Origin of the sequence: Streptomyces sp. CA-111067, assembly GCF_050956065.1 — a bacterium.
In the GTDB taxonomy this organism is placed as follows: Bacteria; Actinomycetota; Actinomycetes; order Streptomycetales; family Streptomycetaceae; genus Actinacidiphila.
In genome coordinates this window covers 4963467-4980113 of record NZ_CP192103.1, presented here as the reverse complement: position 1 = coordinate 4980113, position 16647 = coordinate 4963467, and the positions used below count along the sequence as shown (strand labels likewise).

Sequence of the window (16647 nt, the reverse complement as noted above, 5' to 3'; positions counted from 1 at the left end):
GCGTCGGCGCCAGGACGGCGGAACCCGGTGGGAGAAGCGGCGGGGCCCGGCGTCGGGACGGCGGGCCCGGCGTCAGGGCAGCGGGAAGGGCAGTTGGAGGCCGTCGTGCGCCCGGGCGCAGACGCAGTCGCGTTCGGCCTCGGCCGGCAGAGCGGGGACGACGGCGGCGAGAAGCGTGCGCAGCCGGTCGATGTTCCGGCCGAAGATCTCGAAGACGTCCTCCTGGCTGACCGCCGACTCGGCGTCCACCCCCGCGTCCACATCCGTGACGAGGGCGATGGAGGTGTAGCAGAGCGCGAGTTCGCGGGCGAGCGCCGCCTCCGGGAGGCCGGTCATGTTCACCAGCGACCAGCCCTGCCGGGCGTACCACCGGGACTCGGCGCGGGTGGAGAAGCGCGGGCCCTGGATCACCACGGTGGTGCCGCCGTCGGTGAGTTCGAGGCCGAGTTCACCGGCCTGCTTGAGCACGGCGGTTCGGCCGGCCGGGCAGTACGGGTCGGCGAGCGAGACGTGCACGGCGCCGTCGTCGAAGTAGGTCTGCTCCCGGCCGCTGGTCCGGTCCACGACCTGGTCGGGTACGACGAGGCTGCCGGGACCCAGCTCGGCCCGCAGCGAGCCGACGGCGCACGGCGCGAGGACCTGGCGTACTCCGAGCGAGCGCAACGCCCACAGGTTGGCGCGGTAGTTGATGCGGTGCGGCGGGTGCGCGTGTCCGGTGCCGTGCCGCGGCAGGAAGGCGACGCCGCGCCCGTCGATCTCGGCGACGGCTATCGGGGCCGAGGGCGGCCCGTAAGGGGTGTCGACCCGCACGTCCACCGTGTCGGGCAGCAGGCTGTACAGGCCGGTGCCGCCGATGACGCCGATGTCGGCACGCGGCCCGGCGGTGGCGGCGCTGATGGTGTTCGTCATGACATTCCTTCCGGGAAGCCGGACGGGAGCGGGGTGAGCGGGTTCAGGCCGGGGACGACGAGGTGGCCGCCGGGCGGCGCCGCCTCGTCGTCGGGGCGGCGGACGCCGACGGTGTGCCAGCCGGCCGCCCGGGCTGCGTCGAGTTCGCGCTGCGCGTCGGAGAGGAAGAGCAGATCACCGGGGCTCTCGCCCAGAGCGCGGGCGATGGCCAGATACGAGTCGGGCTCGTCCTTGGCGCCCGCGTTGCGGAGGTCGAAGTGCCCTCCGAAGTACGGCAGCAGGTCACCGTAGGCGGTGTGGCCGAACCAGGCCCGCTGGGCCGCGACCGAGCCCGACGAGTAGATGTGCAGCCCGAGTCCCTGCCGGCGCCAGGCGGCGAGTGCCGGCGGGACGTCCTCGTACACGTGCGCCGCCAACTCGCCCGCCGCGAAGCCCTCTTCCCAGATCAGTCCTTGCAGGGTCTTGAGCGGAGCGACCTTCTCGTCCGCGCTGCTCCAGTGCTGCAACGCGGCGGTGATCTCGTCGCGGTCAGCGGTGGCGAGGCCGGCGGCCAGCCGGGTCTCGCCGGCTATCGCGGCGATCTCCGGGCCGCCGCGGCGGATCCGGCCGGGGATGCGGCGGTGGGCGTACGGGAAGAGGGTGCGTTCGGCATAGCGGGCGGAGCTGACGGTGCCCTCGATGTCGAGGACGACGGCGCGGACCATCAGACGGCCGCAGAGTCGAGCAGCTCGTCCAGGGCGGGGATGCGCTCAGCCAGCGGGTCGCCGGTGAAGTCCCCTACCCAGCCGTCCTCTTCGCGGAAGAACCGGATGGCGCAGAAGTCCGGCACGGAGCCCATGTCGAACCAGTGCCGTACGCCCGCGGGCACCGACAGCAGGTCGCCGCGCTCGCAGACGACCGCGTACACCCTGCCGCCAAGACGCAGGTAGAAGCAGCCGTGGCCGGCGGTGAAGAAGCGGACCTCGTCCTCCTCGTGCCGGTGCTCGGTGAGGAACTTCCGCCGGGCGGCGGCGGCCTTCCCGGCCCAGTCGGGGTCGCCGGGGTCGGGGTGCAGCCGGGCGACGTCGACGAAGCGGTAACCGCCCTCCTCGCACAGCCTGTCGACGAACGGACGGTGCGCTTCCAGGACGTCGCCGGCGACGTCGGCGGCGTCGGCCGCGTCGGCGGCGTCGGCCGCGTCGGCCGCGTCGGCCGCGTCGGCCGCGTCGGCCGCCGGATGGGTCTCGTAGCGGACGCCGTGGCCGGCCAGCGCCTCGGCGATCTGCCCCAGGTCGGTGACGCGTTCGGCGGTGCCCGGGTCGTTCTCCGGGAAGATGTGCAGGGTTGCCATGTCATGCTCCGATGTCGCTCAGCTGAACTGCCGGTCGAGTACGAGGAGTTGGCTGAGCGCCTCCAGGCACTCCAGCCGGTTGCGGGCGGTGGCGAGGTCGGGGCCCCAGGCGGTGGCGCCGTGCCGGGCGATGAGCAGCAGCGGCGGCCGGCCGGCCCCGGGGCGGCCGAAGTGGGCGGCGATGTCCCGGCCGATGGCGCCCACGTCACGGTGGTTGGCGAAGACCGGGACGGTGGTCGCGGACGGGTCCTGGAGGCCGAGCCCCTTGAGCAGTTCGTAGTCGGCGAAGTGGACGCCCTCCTCGCCTCGTTCGGCGGCCCGGACGGACAGCGCCGTGGCGTACGGGAGATGGGCGTGGATGACCGCGCGGCATCCGGGGTCGGCGCGGTAGAGGGCGAGGTGGATGGCGGTCTCGGCGGACGGCCTGAGGTCGTCGGCGTTGATCGCCTCACCGGTGTCCGGGGCGACGCTCACCACGTCGCCGGGGGTGAGCTCGCCCTTGCTGCGGCCGCTGGCGGTGATCAGCACGGGGCCGGCGGTGGTACGCACCGACACGTTGCCCGAGGTGCCCTCCATCCAGCCGCGCGCGTACAACGCGGCGCTGTAGTGGGCCAGTTCGGCGCCGACGGATCGGGTGACGGGTTCGCGTACGGCAGTGGTCATGACGGGCTCCCGGTGGGTTCGTGGGCCGGCCGCTCGACGCCGCCGACCAGGACGCGGCGCTCGGTGACCACGGCGGTGATCAGCTCCGCGGGGGTCACGTCGAAGGCGGGGTTGTACGCGCGGGTGCCGGGCGGGGCGACCGCATGCCCCGCGTAGCAGGTGACTTCGGCGCCGTCCCGCTCCTCGATCTCGATGTCCGCCCCCGTCGCCGTCGCCGGGTCGATGGTCGACTCGGGGGCGACGACCAGGAACGGGACGCCGGACCGGTGGGCGGCGACGGCCAGCGCGTACGTACCGATCTTGTTGGCGGTGTCGCCGTTGGCGGCGATCCGGTCCGCGCCCACCACGACGGCGTCCACCAGCCCGGAGGCGATGGCCCAGGGCCCGGCGGAGTCGGCGCAGACGCGGAACGGTATGCCGTCCTCGGCAAGCTCCCAGGCGGTGAGCCGGGCGCCCTGCAGCAGCGGCCTGGTCTCGTCGGCGATGACCTCGGCGAGGTCGCCGGCCGCGGCCAGCTCCCTGATCGTGCCGAGTGCCGTGCCCCACGCCACGGTGGCCAGCCGCCCGGTGTTGCAGTGGGTGTGGATCCGCAGCGGCCGGCCCGGGCCGAGCAGGCGCGCCAGGTCGGCGGCGCGCCGGCTGGCGGACCGGTTGATCCGCTCGTCCTCGTCGAGGAGCCGCCGCGCCTCGGCGAGCACGGCCGCCGCGCCGCCCGGGAGCGCGCCGAGCGCCCGCTCGACGCCGCCGGCCAGGTTCACCGCCGTGGGCCGGGCGGCGGCGATCCGCGCGGCGTCCTCGCGTACGGCGGCGCGGTCCAGCCCGCCGGGACCGGTGTGGCGGTGCGCCGAGAGCGCGACACCGAGCGCCCCGGCGGCGCCGAGCGCGGGCGCGCCGCGCACGGCGAGCGAGGTGATGGCGTCGACCAGCTCGCCGACCCCGGTCAGCCGCAGGGTGCGGCAGGCGCCGGGCAGTGCCCGCTGGTCGATGGTGACGACGGCACCCTCGTCCCAGTCGATGGTGCGTTCCATGGTCTCCTCCTCGCTGTGAGGTCGGTCAGGAAGGGCGCGGCACGAAGGGCCGGTCACGAACGGCGGGTCAGGAAAGCCCCGTCAAGAAAGCCGGGTCACGAACGGCGGTCACGAAGACCGGTCACACGCCCGCCGACGCCCGGTCGCGGCCGGGCCACCCGGCGTAGGTGCGCAACCCGTACAGCAGCGGCCGCGGTTCGCGGAGCCGCCGCACGTCCAGTACCCGGCCGAAGAGCACCTGGTGGGTGCCGACCTCACGGTCAGCGATCAGCTCGCAGTCGGCGAAACTGTGCGCGCAGTCCACGAGATGGGGGCCCGCGTCCTGCTCGGCGCTGCCCACCCACGGCACCCGGTCGAAGCGGCGCGGCTCTCCCGAGGAGAACAACTCCGCGGTGGACCGGGCCTGTTCGGCGAGCAGGTTGACGCTGAACGCCCGGTGTTCCAGCACCGACCGGAGCGTGGGGCTGCCCCGCCTGAGGCACACCAGCAGCGTCGGCGGCTCCAGCGTCACGCTGCACAGCGAGGAGCAGGTCATACCCCACGGAGTGCCGTCGCGGGCGAACGTGGTGATCACGGCGACGCCGGTGGGAAAACCCGCCATCAGGCTCGTGATGTCCATGGCTCAGCCCTGGTGCAGCTTGAGCAGGAACTCGTGGTTGGTCGGCAGCTTCCGCAGCAGTTCCTGCTGCTGCCGGGCGATGTCGGCGAACCTGCTCTCCGCCGTGCGCAGCGAGTCGGTTCGCAACTCCAGTGCGGGCATGGGGCGTTCGGGCACCGTGCCGAGGCCGGCGAGCACGCAGTAGTAGTTGCTGTTGGTCCAGAAGTTGCCGAACTCGACCTCGAAGTTCTGGTAGTAGGAGTCGGAGTCGGCGTGCGGCATGTTGACCGGCAGCCCGGCGAGATAGGTCGTGATCTTCTCCTCGAACTCCGTGCCGAGCACCAGCTCCTTGTTGGCCCGCCAGAACTCGGTGTCGTCGCGCGGCGAGAAGTAGTAGTGGGCCTGGATGAAGTCCCGGGTGTCCTCGAACATCGTCTCGATCTCGCGGTTGAAGCGGTCGGCGAGCACCGGGTCGAAGCGCTTGTCGGGGAAGTGCTTGGCCAGCTGGTAGACCGCGGCGTAGATGAAGTAGATGCCGGTGGACTCCAGCGGCTCGACGAAGCAGGACGCGAGGCCGACGCCGACGACGTTCTTCACCCAGGCCCGCCGGTTGCGGCCGATCCGGAACCGGACGTGGTTGAGCTTGGCCGTCGAGGGGTCCAGGCCCCACAGCCGGCAGAAGTCCTCGGTGGCCTGGTCGTCGGAGGTGAAGTCGCTGGAGTAGACGTAGCCGGAGCCGAACCGCCCCAGCATGGGGATCTTCCAGGTCCAGCCGGCGTCCATGGCGATCGAGGAGGTGTAGGGCTCGACGCCGCCGTCGTTCTCGTCGTCGTGCGGTACCGAACTCGCGATGGCCCGGTCGCACAGCAGGTGGTCGCCGGAGTCGATGAACGGCTCGCCCATCGTCTTGTTGACCAGCAGCGAACGGAAGCCCGAGCAGTCCACGAACAGGTCGCCGTCCAGGGTGCGGCCGCCCTTGGTCTTCAGCGCGGTGACGAAGCCGCGTTCGTCCTGCACGACCTCCACGAGTTCGTCCTCGATGTGCGTGACGCCCTGCTTCTCGGTGGCGAAGCGGCGCAGGAAGTCGGCGACGAGATGGGCGTCGAAGTGCCAGGCGTAGTTGGTGGCCCGGGTGCCGTCGAGAGTGCGCGGCGCCAGGTTGTGGTCGAACAGCGGCGGCTCCTTGTAGCAACTGCGGTCGAAGTCGGCCGTGTTCGGGTCCTGGTTCCGCTTCCGCAGCCAGTAGTGCGACAGCGGCACGCCGTCGTGGGTGGGCAGCTGCCCGAAGATGTGGTGGAAGGCGTCCACGCCGCCGTCCGCGGTGGCCCGCGGCAGCGGCGCACTCTCGCCGGCGGTACGCCAGTTGATGAACTTGATACCGAGCTTGAAGCTGGCGTTGCACTCCCTCATCCACTCCGACTCCTCGATGCCCAGGAAGTCGAAGAAGGCCGTCTGGAGGTTGGGGATGGTGGCCTCGCCGACGCCGATCCTCGGTACCGACGGTGCTTCCAGGACGGTGATGTCGACGGAGTCGTGCAGGGCCTTGCCGAGATAGGAGGCGGTCATCCAGCCGGCGGTGCCGCCGCCGAGTATGACGAGTTTCCTGATGCGGTCGTCCATGATTTTCCCTTCAGTGCACAGGGGGTGACGGAAGCGGGAGATCAAGTTCAGTCGGTGATGCGGGCCTCGGAGGTCCGGAAGAGGGCGAGGCTGCCGAGCGCGGCGAGGGCGAAGACGACTCCGAAGGCGAGGTGGCCGGCGCTCAGCACCCAGCCGCCGAGCACCGGACCGACGAAGAAGCCGAGGTACCGCAGTTCACCGAAGCCGAAGTACGCGCCCCGGGCCGCCGCCGGCGCCGTCTCGTGCAGGTAGATGTCCGGCATCGGCATCAGCACGGACTCGCCGAGCGCGAAGAGCAGCACGCCCGCCGCGAGCAGCAGCAGGCTGGTGCCCGACGCGGCGAAGAGCGGGAACGAGGCCGCGATGCAGGCGGCGCCCCAGGTGACCAGCGTGCGCCGCGGCACCCGGTCGGCGAACACCACGATCGGCTTCTGCAGCCCGATGGCGAGCACCGCGTCGGCGATCAGCGCGGCCGAGTAGATCCCGACCGCCCGGCCGCCCTCGACGTCGTGCAGCAGCAGCGGCAGCATCGAGTCGAACTGGCCGAAGACGGTGAAGAACACCAGGCCGGTCGCCGTGATCAGCAGGAGTCTGCGGTCGCGGAGCGCGCTGCGGAAGGAACGCGGCCCCTGGTCGGTGTCCGGCTCCTCGTGCCCGGTGAGCACCGACCTGCGGGCGACGATCAGCACCAGGTAGGCCACCAGCGCGCAGCCGGGGATGAGGAAGAACGGCTTCGGCCCCAGGTGGTAGAGCAGAGCGCCGATCAGCGGTCCGCCGATGGCTCCGGCGGACACGACCATGTAGCGGATGCGGAAGATGTTCGCGGCGGCGCCGCCCGCCGTCGCCGACATCAGCTTCTTCGTGGCCGGTTCCAGCACCATCCTGACCACGCCCATCAGCGCCAGCAGCGCCACCACGGCGCCGGTGGTGCGCAGGAAGGCGAGTCCGGCGTACACACCCGCGTACGCGATCATCGCCGCGGTCATGAACGGGACCGCGCCCCACCGGTCGATCCAGCCGCCGGCGACGGAGCCGCCGAGCGCCGAGATCAGCGCGACCAGCCCGGCGATCGCGCCGGCCGCGGGCTTGGAGAGCCCGGCGTGGTCGGACAGGTAGATGGTCAGATAGGGCAGGGTGGCGAAGTACGCCAGCGAGGTCAGGAACTTGCCGGTGACGAGGATGGTCTGGGCCTGCTGCGCCCGGCCCACCCTGATCTCGTCGGGGGCCACCGTGTCGATCACGTCAGCACCAGGTCGATCATCCTGCGGTCGCCGTCGCTGAGGGCCTTGTTGCGGCTGCGGGCGCCGACCATGTCGTCGAGGGTCTGCTGGTCTTCTGGAGAGCTCAGGAAGTACATCAGGTTCACGTACCACAGCCAGCCGAGCTCGGTGGTGAGCCACTGGTCGCTCGTCTCGGTGACCATCCCCTCGGCCTTGAGCGTCTCCAGCCGCTCCAGGGTGCCGGCCGGCACCTTGTCCCACGGGATGCGGGACTTGTCCACGTACCCCATGTACGGCAGGTTCATCACCAGGCCGCGGTCGTACGGTTCGCGGTCGCTGACGGTGTGCCGCACGGTCAGCTCGCCGTCGTCCATGATCGACCGGATGTACGAGGTGCGGTTCGGGTCGTTCTGGAGGACGTGCCGGCCGTTCTGCGAGATCGCGCTGGAGCCGAAGCCGACCACGTCGCAGTCGTGGTGGCCGAAGATGGCCACCGAGTTGTAGTAGTTGCGGTAACTGCGGTCGTACGGGGCGGGGGCGGCCGGGTCGTCGCCGCGCAGGTAGCCGTGGCCGTTGTGGCGGCGGAAGCCGGCGCCCTGGAGGTAGCGGTCGAGGTAGGCGGTCATCGCCATCTTGTCGATGTACGGGGTGGGCTGCAGGCCGCGCTTGGCGTAGCCGCTGTGCAGCGAGCCCTGGGCGGCGATGTTGGTGATCGGGTAGAAGTCGATGGCCTCGGTGCCGGCGTCGATGGCGCCCTGGATGTCGCGGGACAGCGACGCGAACGACTGGCCGTGCATCCCGTAGATCATGTCGATGCTGCGGGACTCGAAGTGCCGGCCGGCGATGTCGATGGCCTTGTGCACCTGGTCGGGTGTGGCGGTGATGTTGAACAGCTCGCGGTACTGCGGGTCGAAGGTCTGGATGCCGTACCGGGAGCGGTTCACGCCGTACTCGGCGAGCACCGCGCACTTCTCCTCGGTGACGGACTTGACCTCCATCTCGAAGATCCACTCCTTGAGGTCACTGAGGTCGAGGTACTGCCGGATGGCCTGGCAGATCCGCTCCAGCTGGTCGGCGGAGAGCACGCTCGGGGTGCCGCCGCCGAAGAAGATGGTGCGGGCCGGGGCGCCGGCGACCCACGGGTCCTCGGACTTGAGCTGGATCTCCCGTACCAGCGCCTTGGTGTACTGCTCCAGCGCCTCGTCGCCCTCGCTGCCGAGACCGCGGTTGAGGGTGCAGAAGGTGCAGATGGTGTCGCAGAACGGGATGTGGAAGTACAGCGCGCGCTCGCGCACCCCCGTCGGGTCGAGCTCCGGCGCCACCTCGTCGAAGGTGACGGCGCCCAGCTCCTCACCGCGCACCGGGTGCATCCAGTTGTAGACCGGGAACTGGGAGTCGAACTTGATCAGGCTCTGTGAACCCGTGTTGAGTTTCGGCATGGCGTCCCTCCTGGAACACGTGCGGGAAGTGGATGTCGGTCAGCCGACGAGGACTTTGTCGCCCTTGACGAAGGTCTCCGCGGAGTGCGCGCTGTCCAGGCTGATCCCGCGGTCGATGACGCTGGCGGTGTACGAGCAGTCGCCGAGCGACTCGAGCAGCGCCTCCAGGATCCGTCTCGGGTCCACGGTGCTGCCGCAGGTGAACACGTCCGCGAACAGGGCGCGGTGCTCGGGGTAGGTGTGCACCGAGACGTGCGACTCGGCGAGCAGGAACACCGCGGTCAGCCCGGCGGGGTCGAACTCCTTGATCTGGATGCCGCAGAGCGTCGCGCCGGAGCTTCGGATGCCGGAGGAGATCTCGCTGACGATGCGGTCGTTGTGGGTGATGACGGCCGGGTCGATGTCATAGGCGTCGCACACGAGGTGCGTGCCGGCGTATTGGAAATCGGTCATTCTTCATTCCCAGTGTGTGAGTGTCGCTGACATCCCGATGCATTCGTCGAGCCGCTTGCGCAGCATCAGGTTGGTCTGGTCGTGACAGACGAAGGAGCAGACGGTGTCGGTGCTGGCACCCGCGCCGGTGAAGGTGCGTGGGGTGGGTGTCGCGACCCTGAAGAGGTCGAGCCAGTCGTGCGGCCGCGGGCTGTCCACCGCGGTGACCGTGCCGGCCCGCGGCGGCACGAGCACGAAGCCGTAGCGCGTCTCCGGTCGGATGACGGGGATCTCGGCGGGCAGCCCGGCCTGGGCGCGGACCGTGGTCGCGGCCGGGTTCACGCCCGAGGACAGCGCGAGCACGTCGACGATGTGACCGCCGCCGAGCCGGGCGGCGATCTCGCAGAAGACCAGGCCGCCGCCCTCGCGGGTGAACAGCTCCAGGTGGAAGGGCGACCGGTCCAGCGGCGGCAGGGCGGCGACCACCCGGGCCGCGAACGCCTGGGCGCGCAGGTGGAGATCGCCCTCCGGGTCGAGTTGGGCGCTGGCCAGCGGCCGGCTCTCCTGGAAGGCCAGGCATCCGTGCACGTACTCGGAGACGGCGCAGCTCAGCAGTACGCCCTCGTGGCAGAAGCCGTCGATGTGCAGCATGCCGCCGGGGACGTGGCTCTCGATCATCCAGCGGCCGTCCGACGTACCGGCGAGCGCGGCGTCGACCTCGTCCTCGGTACGGCAGACGGTGACACCGCGGGAGGCCGCGCCGTCCCGTGGCTTGATCACCACGTGGTGGCCGTGCGCGAGGGCGAACTCCCTTGCGGCGTCCGGGTCATGGCCGATCGCGGCGAAGTCCGGCACCGCCAGGCCCGCCTGCCGCACCCGCCGCTTCATCAGGATCTTGTCGCGGTACGGCAGCAGGTCGCGGTACGAGGGGCCGGGGATGCCGAACTCGTCCCGCACCCGGGCGGCGCGCAGCAGGTCCCCCTCCGTGAGGTGCACGATCCGCCGCACACCGCCGCGGGCGCACAGGGCGCGCAGCTCGGCCACGACCGCGGGGTTGTCGTCGTAGTCGGGGAAGGCGCGGACGTCAGGCAGGTGCGGGCGGTAGCCGGGCGCCGCCTCCTCGCTGGTCAGCAGCACCACGTCGTCGTCGAGGCCGGCGAGCCAGCGGTCCACGGGGGTGCCGGCCCGCGGCACCCGGTCGAGCAGCACGGTGGTCATCGCGCGCCACCTCCGGGCACGGCGGCGGGAATCCGCTCCTCGGTGCGCAGGACGACGGTCGCGCGCACGAGGTCGCACAGCCGCAGGAAGTGCTCGGGGCCGCTCGCCCGCAGCGCGACGGTCAGCGCCACCGATTCCAGGTCGCTGGTGGTACGCAGCGGCCGGCCGACCAGCGCGTTGCGGTGCACCGCCACCACTTCGGGCAGCCGGGCGACCTCGTCGAGCCCGTCGATGCCGTGGAGCACGGCCTCGGGGCCGGCGTGCCCGATGAAGCACTGGCCGAGCACGTCGTCGCCCACGCCGCCGAGACCGGCCAGGCGAAGCACCGGATGGGGCACCTGCCGGCGCAGCAGCAGATCGACGCAGGCACCGAAGGCGTCGAATCCGCCCTCGGAGAGCCAGAGTTCGGGGATGTGCGCGCCGGGCAGCCGGGCGCCGATCTCGATCAGCCGCGGCCGGCCGTTCTCGGTCTTCAGCTCGATGTGGCAGGGGCCGTGCCGGATGTCGAAGGCGTCGAGCACCTGGTGGGCGAAGCGGCGCAGCGAGGGAGTGACGGCGTCGTCGGCGGGCACCTGGCAGGCGTTCCAGTACGGCTGGTCGTAGGGCCGGTCGTCGGGCTGGTGCTTGCGCCACACGTCGATCACGGTGTGCTGGCCGTCGCGGGTGAAGGTGTTGACCGCGTATTCCGGCCCGTGCACGTACTCCTCGACCAGCCGCTGTGCGACCGGCCCGCCGAAGACGTCCCGCTCCGGCAGCGCGTCCAGGCTGTCCGCCGGCGAGGTCAGCAGCGTGACGCCGTGCGAGGCGGCGCCGGTGGTCGGCTTGATGATGCAGGGGTAGCCGGTGCGGGCGACCGCGGCGGGTATCTCCGCGGGCGAGCCGACCAGGTGGAACGTGGGCGTCGGCACGCCGCGTTCGGCGGCCAGCAGGCGCATGTGCCACTTGTCGCGGCGGGCAGCCGTCGTCTCGACCGGGTTGCCGGCCAGGCCGAGCAGCGCCGCGAGCCGGTCGGCGGTGGGGACCGCGGGCTCGGTGCAGGCGATCACGGCGCGCGGTCGGAAGCGGCCGGTGACGGCGGCGGCGATGGACTCGATGGCGCCGTCGTATTCATGCAGGGAGAGATCGTCACCCGTGCCGTAGGAGAGATCGTCCGGATTCGGATTGGCGATGGTGTAGACGCTGATCACGTCAAGGCCCCGGGCACGGACGGCTGTCTTGAATTGCACACCGCTGCGAATCGGGTCGACGAGTACGACACCACTCGATTTCCCTGCCGCGGCGGTCCGGCTGTTCATGCTGCCTCCAGTGCGCTGGCTGACTTCGGGATTCTCATTGCCGGTCGATCGTGGAAGCCGAATACACGTGCCATTGGGCACAGTAGGGAGCGGTACGGGTCACCCGCCGGGACAGTTCGATTGCCGCGGCACTGGCCTGCTGGGGACCGGCCGCCTGCATGAAGAGCACCAGCGCGATCCGGCTGTCGCCGGCCCGCCCGACCCGTACGTGGCTCAGCCCGTCGGAGGGCACCGCCAGTGACCAGTAGATGTCTGTCAGGACGTCCGGGGCGACGGCGTGTGTCCGGGCGGCCGGCACGGCCAGTGAGACTGCGACCATGTACACGGTCTCTCCTATCGGAGCGCCCCCGTGCGGATGCTGGCCAGGTCTGGTTCAGCCCCACCCGAAGCCGTCGTCGCCACCGTCCGCCACCGCGGAGGTTCCGTGCGCCGGCGCCGCGATCGCGGTCGCGGTACCGACGCCGGCGGTGAGAAGGCCGAGGAGAAGGGTGGTGGCAAGGGAACGGATGATCCACGAATCGCGCATGGCTGACACTCCTTGACGAAGAGCGGATTGATTGCCGTTGGCCGCTGATTCGTTTTGCAGTCGGCGGCTTTTCTGCGATGTCATGGAGTCTCGATGGGCCACTCACCGGTGTCACTGCTTTACGCGTTACACCAAAGTGCCTGGCAGAAGGGTGACAGCCTGGCCGGCGTTCTGATCACGCCGCTCACCAGCACCGTTCAGGCCCGTGTCCTGAAGCGGACTGGCACCCTCGTGCCAGGGCGCGGGAGTTCTCCGGTAAGGCGTGTGCGTTCCCCGACAGCAGAATGACCACTTCCGCTAATGGCGTGTTCCCGTCACCTGGGTCCGATACCGGTGCCGCTCCACCATCCTGTACAAGAGTCATGGCCACGCGGACGCGTGAGGGGGAGCGCTTGATGCTGGAGCCACTGGGCCTGGAACCGCACGTGGAGGCGATCTACCGCCTGGTGCTCGAGAATCCGGCCATGGGACCGGACGAACTCGCCGCGGAGCTGCGCGTCCAGCCGTCCGAAGTGCACGACGCGCTGGACCGGCTGGCGGACCTGCACCTGCTGCTCCCCGCGGGCGACGGCAGCAACCGGCTGCGCCCGGTCAGCCCCGACGTGGGACTCACCGCGCTGCTGGCCCGCAGCGAGGTCGAACTCAACGCCCGGCAGCGCCAGATCGAGGCCACCCGCAGCGCGGTGGCGGCGCTGGCGTCCCAGTACCGCGCGGACGCCGAATACGCCCCCGAGGTGGTCCACCAGCTGGTCGGGCTGGACGCCGTGCGGAAACGGCTGAGCGATCTCGCCGAGTCGGCGCGGGTGGAGTGCCTGTCGTTCTTTCCGGGCGGCGCCCAGATGCCCGACACGATGGAGGCCAGCAAACCGCTGGACCAGCAGGCGCTGGAGCGGGGGGTGGATCTGCGGACGCTGTACCAGGACAGCTTCCGCAACGACCCCGAGACGCTGAAGTACGTGCGCTGGCTTGGCGGTCTCGGCGGCCGGACCCGGACCGTGCCGAGCCTGCCGATGCTGATGGTGATCGTCGACTCCGAGGCGGCGCTCGTACCGCTCGACCCGGACGACGGCCGGCGCGGCGCCCTGGAACTCCGCAGCCCCGGCGCGGTGACCGCGATGCGCACGCTCTTCGAGCAGTTCTGGTCGGTGGCGACGCCATGGAACGAGGTGCCGCCGCCGAACGAGAACGGCCTGTCCGCCCGCGACCAGGAACTGCTGCGGCTGCTGGCGACCGGCCACACCGACGAGGCGATCGCCCGCAAGTTCGGCGTCTCCCTGCGCACGGTGCGCCGCGCGGCCTCCGACCTGATGAGCCGCCTCGGCGCGAGAAGCCGCTTCGAGGCCGGAGTGCTGGCCACCCGCTCCGGCTGGCTCTGACCCCGGCCGCGCTGCCGCCGCCGTCGCACCCGAGGCATGTGTACTACTCTTGGTACATGTCCATGAAGCGCACGAACGTCTACGCGGATCCTGAGGATCTCGCGATCATCAAGGAAGCGGCGGCTCGTCGCGGCATCAGCGAAGCTGAGATCATCCGCCAGGGCATCCACCTCGCCGCCATGGCCAGCCGCGTCTGGGACGAGCCTCTGTTCTCGCGCACCTTTGAAGGGCCCGGACGCACTCCTTCCAAGGAGGACGTGCGCGATGCGGTGGCCGACGCCGTCCTGCGTGAGGGAGAATCCGGGACCGCCGCATGATCGTCGTCGTCGCCGACACCTCCGGCCTGCTGGCCGCTCTCGACTCGGCGCACCCGGAGCACCAAGGAGCCAACGAGGCTCTGATGGCCGCCGGCCTCCTCGTGATGTCCCCGTTGCTGCTTGCAGAGATCGACCATGTCGCCACCCGCGAGCTGGGACGGCAGGCCGCTTCCAGCGCCATCGACGACATCCGGCGGTGGATGCGGGTGAGCCGGATCGTCGTCCCGGAGATCACCGAGTCCCACCTGGAGACGGCACAGTCCCTGCGGGCCCGATATGCATCGCTCGACCTCGACCTCGCCGACGCGGTGAACGTCGCTCTCGCATCCGACTACGACACGGACGCGGTTCTCACCCTCGATCGGCGCGACTTCCGCGCGGTGCGCCCGTTGGGACGGCACAAGTGCTTCCGGCTTCTCCCCGACGACTTGCCCCTGTGACCGCATGAGTGCGTGACCGCGGTCCGGCCGCCGGTCGGCGGCTGCTCGTCGGGCGTCACTCGTGCGGGGGAACGCGGTGGGCGTTTGCCGTGGTCAGGGGGTGGGGCGGGGGGCGTGGGGGCTGAGGTGGGGGTGGGCTTGACGATACTGGCGTGATGGGGCCGCGTCGGTCGGTGGCGCGGGGTGGAGGGGGAACGATGTCCGAGGTGGAACTGGTGGCCGCGGCTCTGGCGGCGGGGGCGACGGCCGGATTCTCCGAGACGGTGCAGCGGGTCGCGCGGGACGCGTGGCGCAGGGTCACCGCAGGGGTGGGCCGGGGGCGGGGCGCCGCCGAGCAGCCGGCCGGCGGACCGGACGAGGCGGCCGCGTCCGGCGACGGGCCCTGCCGCAGGGGCCGGGCCGGGCGCCCCGCGACGATCGTCGCGCACGAGATCAGGGGCGTCGTACTGGGCGACAACGCCCGCCAGAACAACCACTTCCACTGACCCGTGACGGAAAAGAGCTCCGGCGGGGGTGGCGGCTCCCACTACACGGTTCACGCCAAGAAGATCAAGACCGCGGTGTTCGGGAACGAGGCCGACCAGCACAACGACCTCCAGTCCCAGCCCAAGCACCAGCCGTCGGCCAAGTCGAAGGGCACCACCGTCCTGGTGGCGGTGGCCGCGGTGGCCGCGGTCACCGCGCTGGCCGCGTTGGTGGCGCTGGCCGTCGTCCTGTTCCATGGCGACGACGGCCCCGCGGCGTCCGCCCGGCCCGACTCGTCCGCGCTCCCCGGGCCGCCGTCGGCCTCGCCGACCACGCCGGGCCCCGCTTCGAGCCATCGGACGAGTCCTGCGCCGGGCCCCGGCCCGGGCCGTCCGCCGGACGCGTCACCGTGGGAGCCGGGCCTCCCGCCCGGACCCCTGCCGACGGTTCACGCCACGCGGCCGCCCGCCAAATCCGCCCCGTCCGCCCAGCCCGCTTCGCCCGCGGCCCCCGCGGCCCCGGCGGCCTCCACGACCCCAGCGCCCCGGCCGTCCTCGGCGCGCCCCTGCCCGTCGCGGGACGAGTACCGGCTGACGAACAAGGCCCAGGTGTGGAACGCCGAGGGCGAGCACATCGGCGACGTGTCGTCGGGAACCCTCTTCTTCCGCCAGGAGGTGGCGAGTTACCCCGCGCCCGTCTACGACCGCTACTACGGCACCGTCGACCAGCCCCTCTCCGGAAGCGCCACGGGCTACGTCCTCAGAAAGAAGCTCGACTACGTCGGCACCGTCGAGTCCTGCCGCGGCACCGCCCCGTAGACCCGGGCGGGCGTCGACCCCGACCGCGGCTTTCAGTTCTTGACGATGCCGGCGGCGCGGGCAGCGGCCAGCCACTGCGGGAACTCCTGAAGCAGCCGGTCGTAGAGGTCCGCGTCGGAGATGGACGTGGGCGAGCCCCCGGCGGCGAAGAACCCCGCGTTGTCGACCACCCGGCGGGCCGGCACCGGGAGATCGTCGAGTCGGTGCAGGAAGCGGAACTCGTCGTCGCCGAACCCGACGAACTGCCAGAAGATCGGCTGCCGGGCGGCCGTGCACAGGACATGCTCGGCCGCGGCCTTGGAGGTGGGGGAACCGTCGGTCTGGAAGACGACGAAGGCCGGGTCCTCGGCGCCGCACTTCTCGTAGTGGTCGATGACGGCCTGCATGGCGAGGTGGTAGTTGGTACGTCCCATGTGGCCCATGGAGTCATGCAGCGGGCTGATCCGGTCGCGGTACGCGTCGAGGCTGATCTCGGCGGTCCCGTCGATGTCGGTGGAGAAGAAGACGACGGGCACCACCCCGTCGTCATCGAGGTTGGCGGCCAGCGCGAGCGTCTGCTCGGCCAGGTGCTGCACGGAGCCGTCGCGGTAGTACCGGCGCATGCTGCCGGAGCGGTCCAGCACGAGATAGACGGCGGCCCGCTCCCCGCCGACCTGGTTCTTGACCAGCGAGACCGCGGCGGTCTTGTACAGACTGACCAGTCCGGGAGCGTGATCGGCGACCTTCTCCAGGCTGATGGCGGAGGCGGTGCCCCGGGGTCTCTTGCGGTAGTCGATCCGCGACGGCTTGCGGTAGTCGATGGTCATGCACCGCGATTGTCCTCGGGCCGAGCCGCGCGCGTCCGCTTTCGCAAGATTCTCCCGGCGAACGGCGAACGGCGACGGCACCGCAGCCGGCGACTGTGCGCGGGCCGCGGCATGAAGATCACCTGACCGGGCCGCCCGGCGGTCCCC

Annotated in this window: 20 protein-coding genes; 5 read left to right on the top strand and 15 right to left on the bottom strand. The window is 71.2% G+C overall.

Features of this window, described 5'->3' with window-relative positions:
* Positions 1–72: 72 nt before the first annotated feature.
* The 14 genes from ACQPW6_RS21770 to ACQPW6_RS21705 all read right to left on the bottom strand — a co-directional run bounded on the left by ACQPW6_RS21770 (position 73) and on the right by ACQPW6_RS21705 (position 12278).
* Entirely contained in the window at positions 73–909 is an 837-nt protein-coding gene (locus ACQPW6_RS21770) for an S-methyl-5'-thioadenosine phosphorylase (RefSeq protein WP_433891344.1), read from the bottom strand.
* On the bottom strand, positions 906–1613 hold the full coding sequence (mtnC, locus tag ACQPW6_RS21765; protein WP_433891343.1) for an acireductone synthase: 708 nt from the start codon (positions 1611–1613) through the stop codon (positions 906–908). The genes ACQPW6_RS21770 and mtnC overlap by 4 nt, the downstream gene beginning before the upstream one ends.
* On the bottom strand, positions 1613–2239 hold the full coding sequence (locus ACQPW6_RS21760; RefSeq protein ID WP_433891342.1) for a 1,2-dihydroxy-3-keto-5-methylthiopentene dioxygenase: 627 nt from the start codon (positions 2237–2239) through the stop codon (positions 1613–1615). The genes mtnC and ACQPW6_RS21760 overlap by 1 nt, the downstream gene beginning before the upstream one ends.
* A gap of 18 nt (positions 2240–2257) precedes the next feature.
* Positions 2258–2902 (bottom strand): methylthioribulose 1-phosphate dehydratase, encoded by a 645-nt coding sequence (gene mtnB, locus ACQPW6_RS21755; protein WP_433891341.1) that lies wholly within the window; start codon positions 2900–2902, stop codon positions 2258–2260.
* Positions 2899–3930, bottom strand: coding sequence for an S-methyl-5-thioribose-1-phosphate isomerase (gene mtnA / locus ACQPW6_RS21750; protein WP_433891340.1), 1032 nt, complete (start codon positions 3928–3930; stop codon positions 2899–2901). The genes mtnB and mtnA overlap by 4 nt, the downstream gene beginning before the upstream one ends.
* Positions 3931–4051: 121 nt before the next feature.
* A complete protein-coding gene (locus ACQPW6_RS21745; RefSeq protein WP_433891339.1) occupies positions 4052–4549 on the bottom strand; it encodes a flavin reductase family protein in 498 nt (165 codons plus the stop codon).
* 3 nt (positions 4550–4552) lie between these two features.
* Complete coding sequence (locus ACQPW6_RS21740) at positions 4553–6148, bottom strand: tryptophan halogenase family protein (RefSeq protein ID WP_433891338.1); 1596 nt, start codon at positions 6146–6148, stop codon at positions 4553–4555.
* A 47-nt stretch (positions 6149–6195) separates the two neighbouring features.
* Positions 6196–7389, bottom strand: coding sequence for an MFS transporter (locus ACQPW6_RS21735; RefSeq protein ID WP_433891337.1), 1194 nt, complete (start codon positions 7387–7389; stop codon positions 6196–6198).
* Positions 7386–8807, bottom strand: a complete 1422-nt coding sequence (locus tag ACQPW6_RS21730) for a coproporphyrinogen-III oxidase family protein (RefSeq protein WP_433891336.1) — start codon at positions 8805–8807, stop codon at positions 7386–7388. Before ACQPW6_RS21730 ends, ACQPW6_RS21735 begins: the two co-directional genes overlap by 4 nt.
* Before the next feature lie 39 nt (positions 8808–8846).
* Positions 8847–9260 carry an adenosylmethionine decarboxylase gene (speD, locus tag ACQPW6_RS21725; protein ID WP_433891335.1) on the bottom strand — a complete coding sequence of 138 codons (414 nt, stop codon included), beginning with the start codon at positions 9258–9260 and terminating at the stop codon, positions 8847–8849.
* A gap of 3 nt (positions 9261–9263) precedes the next feature.
* A complete protein-coding gene (locus ACQPW6_RS21720) occupies positions 9264–10457 on the bottom strand; it encodes an ATP-grasp domain-containing protein (protein WP_433891334.1) in 1194 nt (397 codons plus the stop codon).
* A complete protein-coding gene (locus ACQPW6_RS21715) occupies positions 10454–11683 on the bottom strand; it encodes an ATP-grasp domain-containing protein (protein ID WP_433891333.1) in 1230 nt (409 codons plus the stop codon). Before ACQPW6_RS21715 ends, ACQPW6_RS21720 begins: the two co-directional genes overlap by 4 nt.
* Positions 11684–11786: 103 nt before the next feature.
* Positions 11787–12071 carry a hypothetical protein gene (locus tag ACQPW6_RS21710; RefSeq protein WP_433891332.1) on the bottom strand — a complete coding sequence of 95 codons (285 nt, stop codon included), beginning with the start codon at positions 12069–12071 and terminating at the stop codon, positions 11787–11789.
* A 54-nt stretch (positions 12072–12125) separates the two neighbouring features.
* The gene (locus tag ACQPW6_RS21705) at positions 12126–12278 is read right to left on the bottom strand and encodes a hypothetical protein (protein ID WP_433891331.1); all 153 of its coding nucleotides are present in this window, start codon (positions 12276–12278) and stop codon (positions 12126–12128) included.
* A 395-nt stretch (positions 12279–12673) separates the two neighbouring features.
* On the opposite strand from ACQPW6_RS21705, the gene ACQPW6_RS21700 reads away from it, so the two are divergent.
* The 5 genes from ACQPW6_RS21700 (at position 12674) to ACQPW6_RS21680 (ending at position 15694) form a co-directional block, all read left to right on the top strand.
* Positions 12674–13654: a LuxR C-terminal-related transcriptional regulator gene (locus tag ACQPW6_RS21700; protein ID WP_433891330.1), complete on the top strand. Its 981-nt coding sequence runs from the start codon at positions 12674–12676 to the stop codon at positions 13652–13654.
* Between the two features lie 56 nt (positions 13655–13710).
* On the top strand, positions 13711–13971 hold the full coding sequence (locus ACQPW6_RS21695; protein WP_433891329.1) for a CopG family transcriptional regulator: 261 nt from the start codon (positions 13711–13713) through the stop codon (positions 13969–13971).
* On the top strand, positions 13968–14411 hold the full coding sequence (locus ACQPW6_RS21690; protein ID WP_433891328.1) for a type II toxin-antitoxin system VapC family toxin: 444 nt from the start codon (positions 13968–13970) through the stop codon (positions 14409–14411). The genes ACQPW6_RS21695 and ACQPW6_RS21690 overlap by 4 nt, the downstream gene beginning before the upstream one ends.
* Positions 14412–14608: 197 nt before the next feature.
* Complete coding sequence (locus ACQPW6_RS21685; RefSeq protein ID WP_433891327.1) at positions 14609–14896, top strand: hypothetical protein; 288 nt, start codon at positions 14609–14611, stop codon at positions 14894–14896.
* Between the two features lie 3 nt (positions 14897–14899).
* Entirely contained in the window at positions 14900–15694 is a 795-nt protein-coding gene (locus ACQPW6_RS21680) for a hypothetical protein (protein WP_433891326.1), read from the top strand.
* A gap of 32 nt (positions 15695–15726) precedes the next feature.
* On the opposite strand, the gene ACQPW6_RS21675 is transcribed toward ACQPW6_RS21680, so the two are convergent.
* Positions 15727–16500 (bottom strand): vWA domain-containing protein, encoded by a 774-nt coding sequence (locus ACQPW6_RS21675; RefSeq protein ID WP_433891325.1) that lies wholly within the window; start codon positions 16498–16500, stop codon positions 15727–15729.
* Positions 16501–16647: the final 147 nt, after the last annotated feature.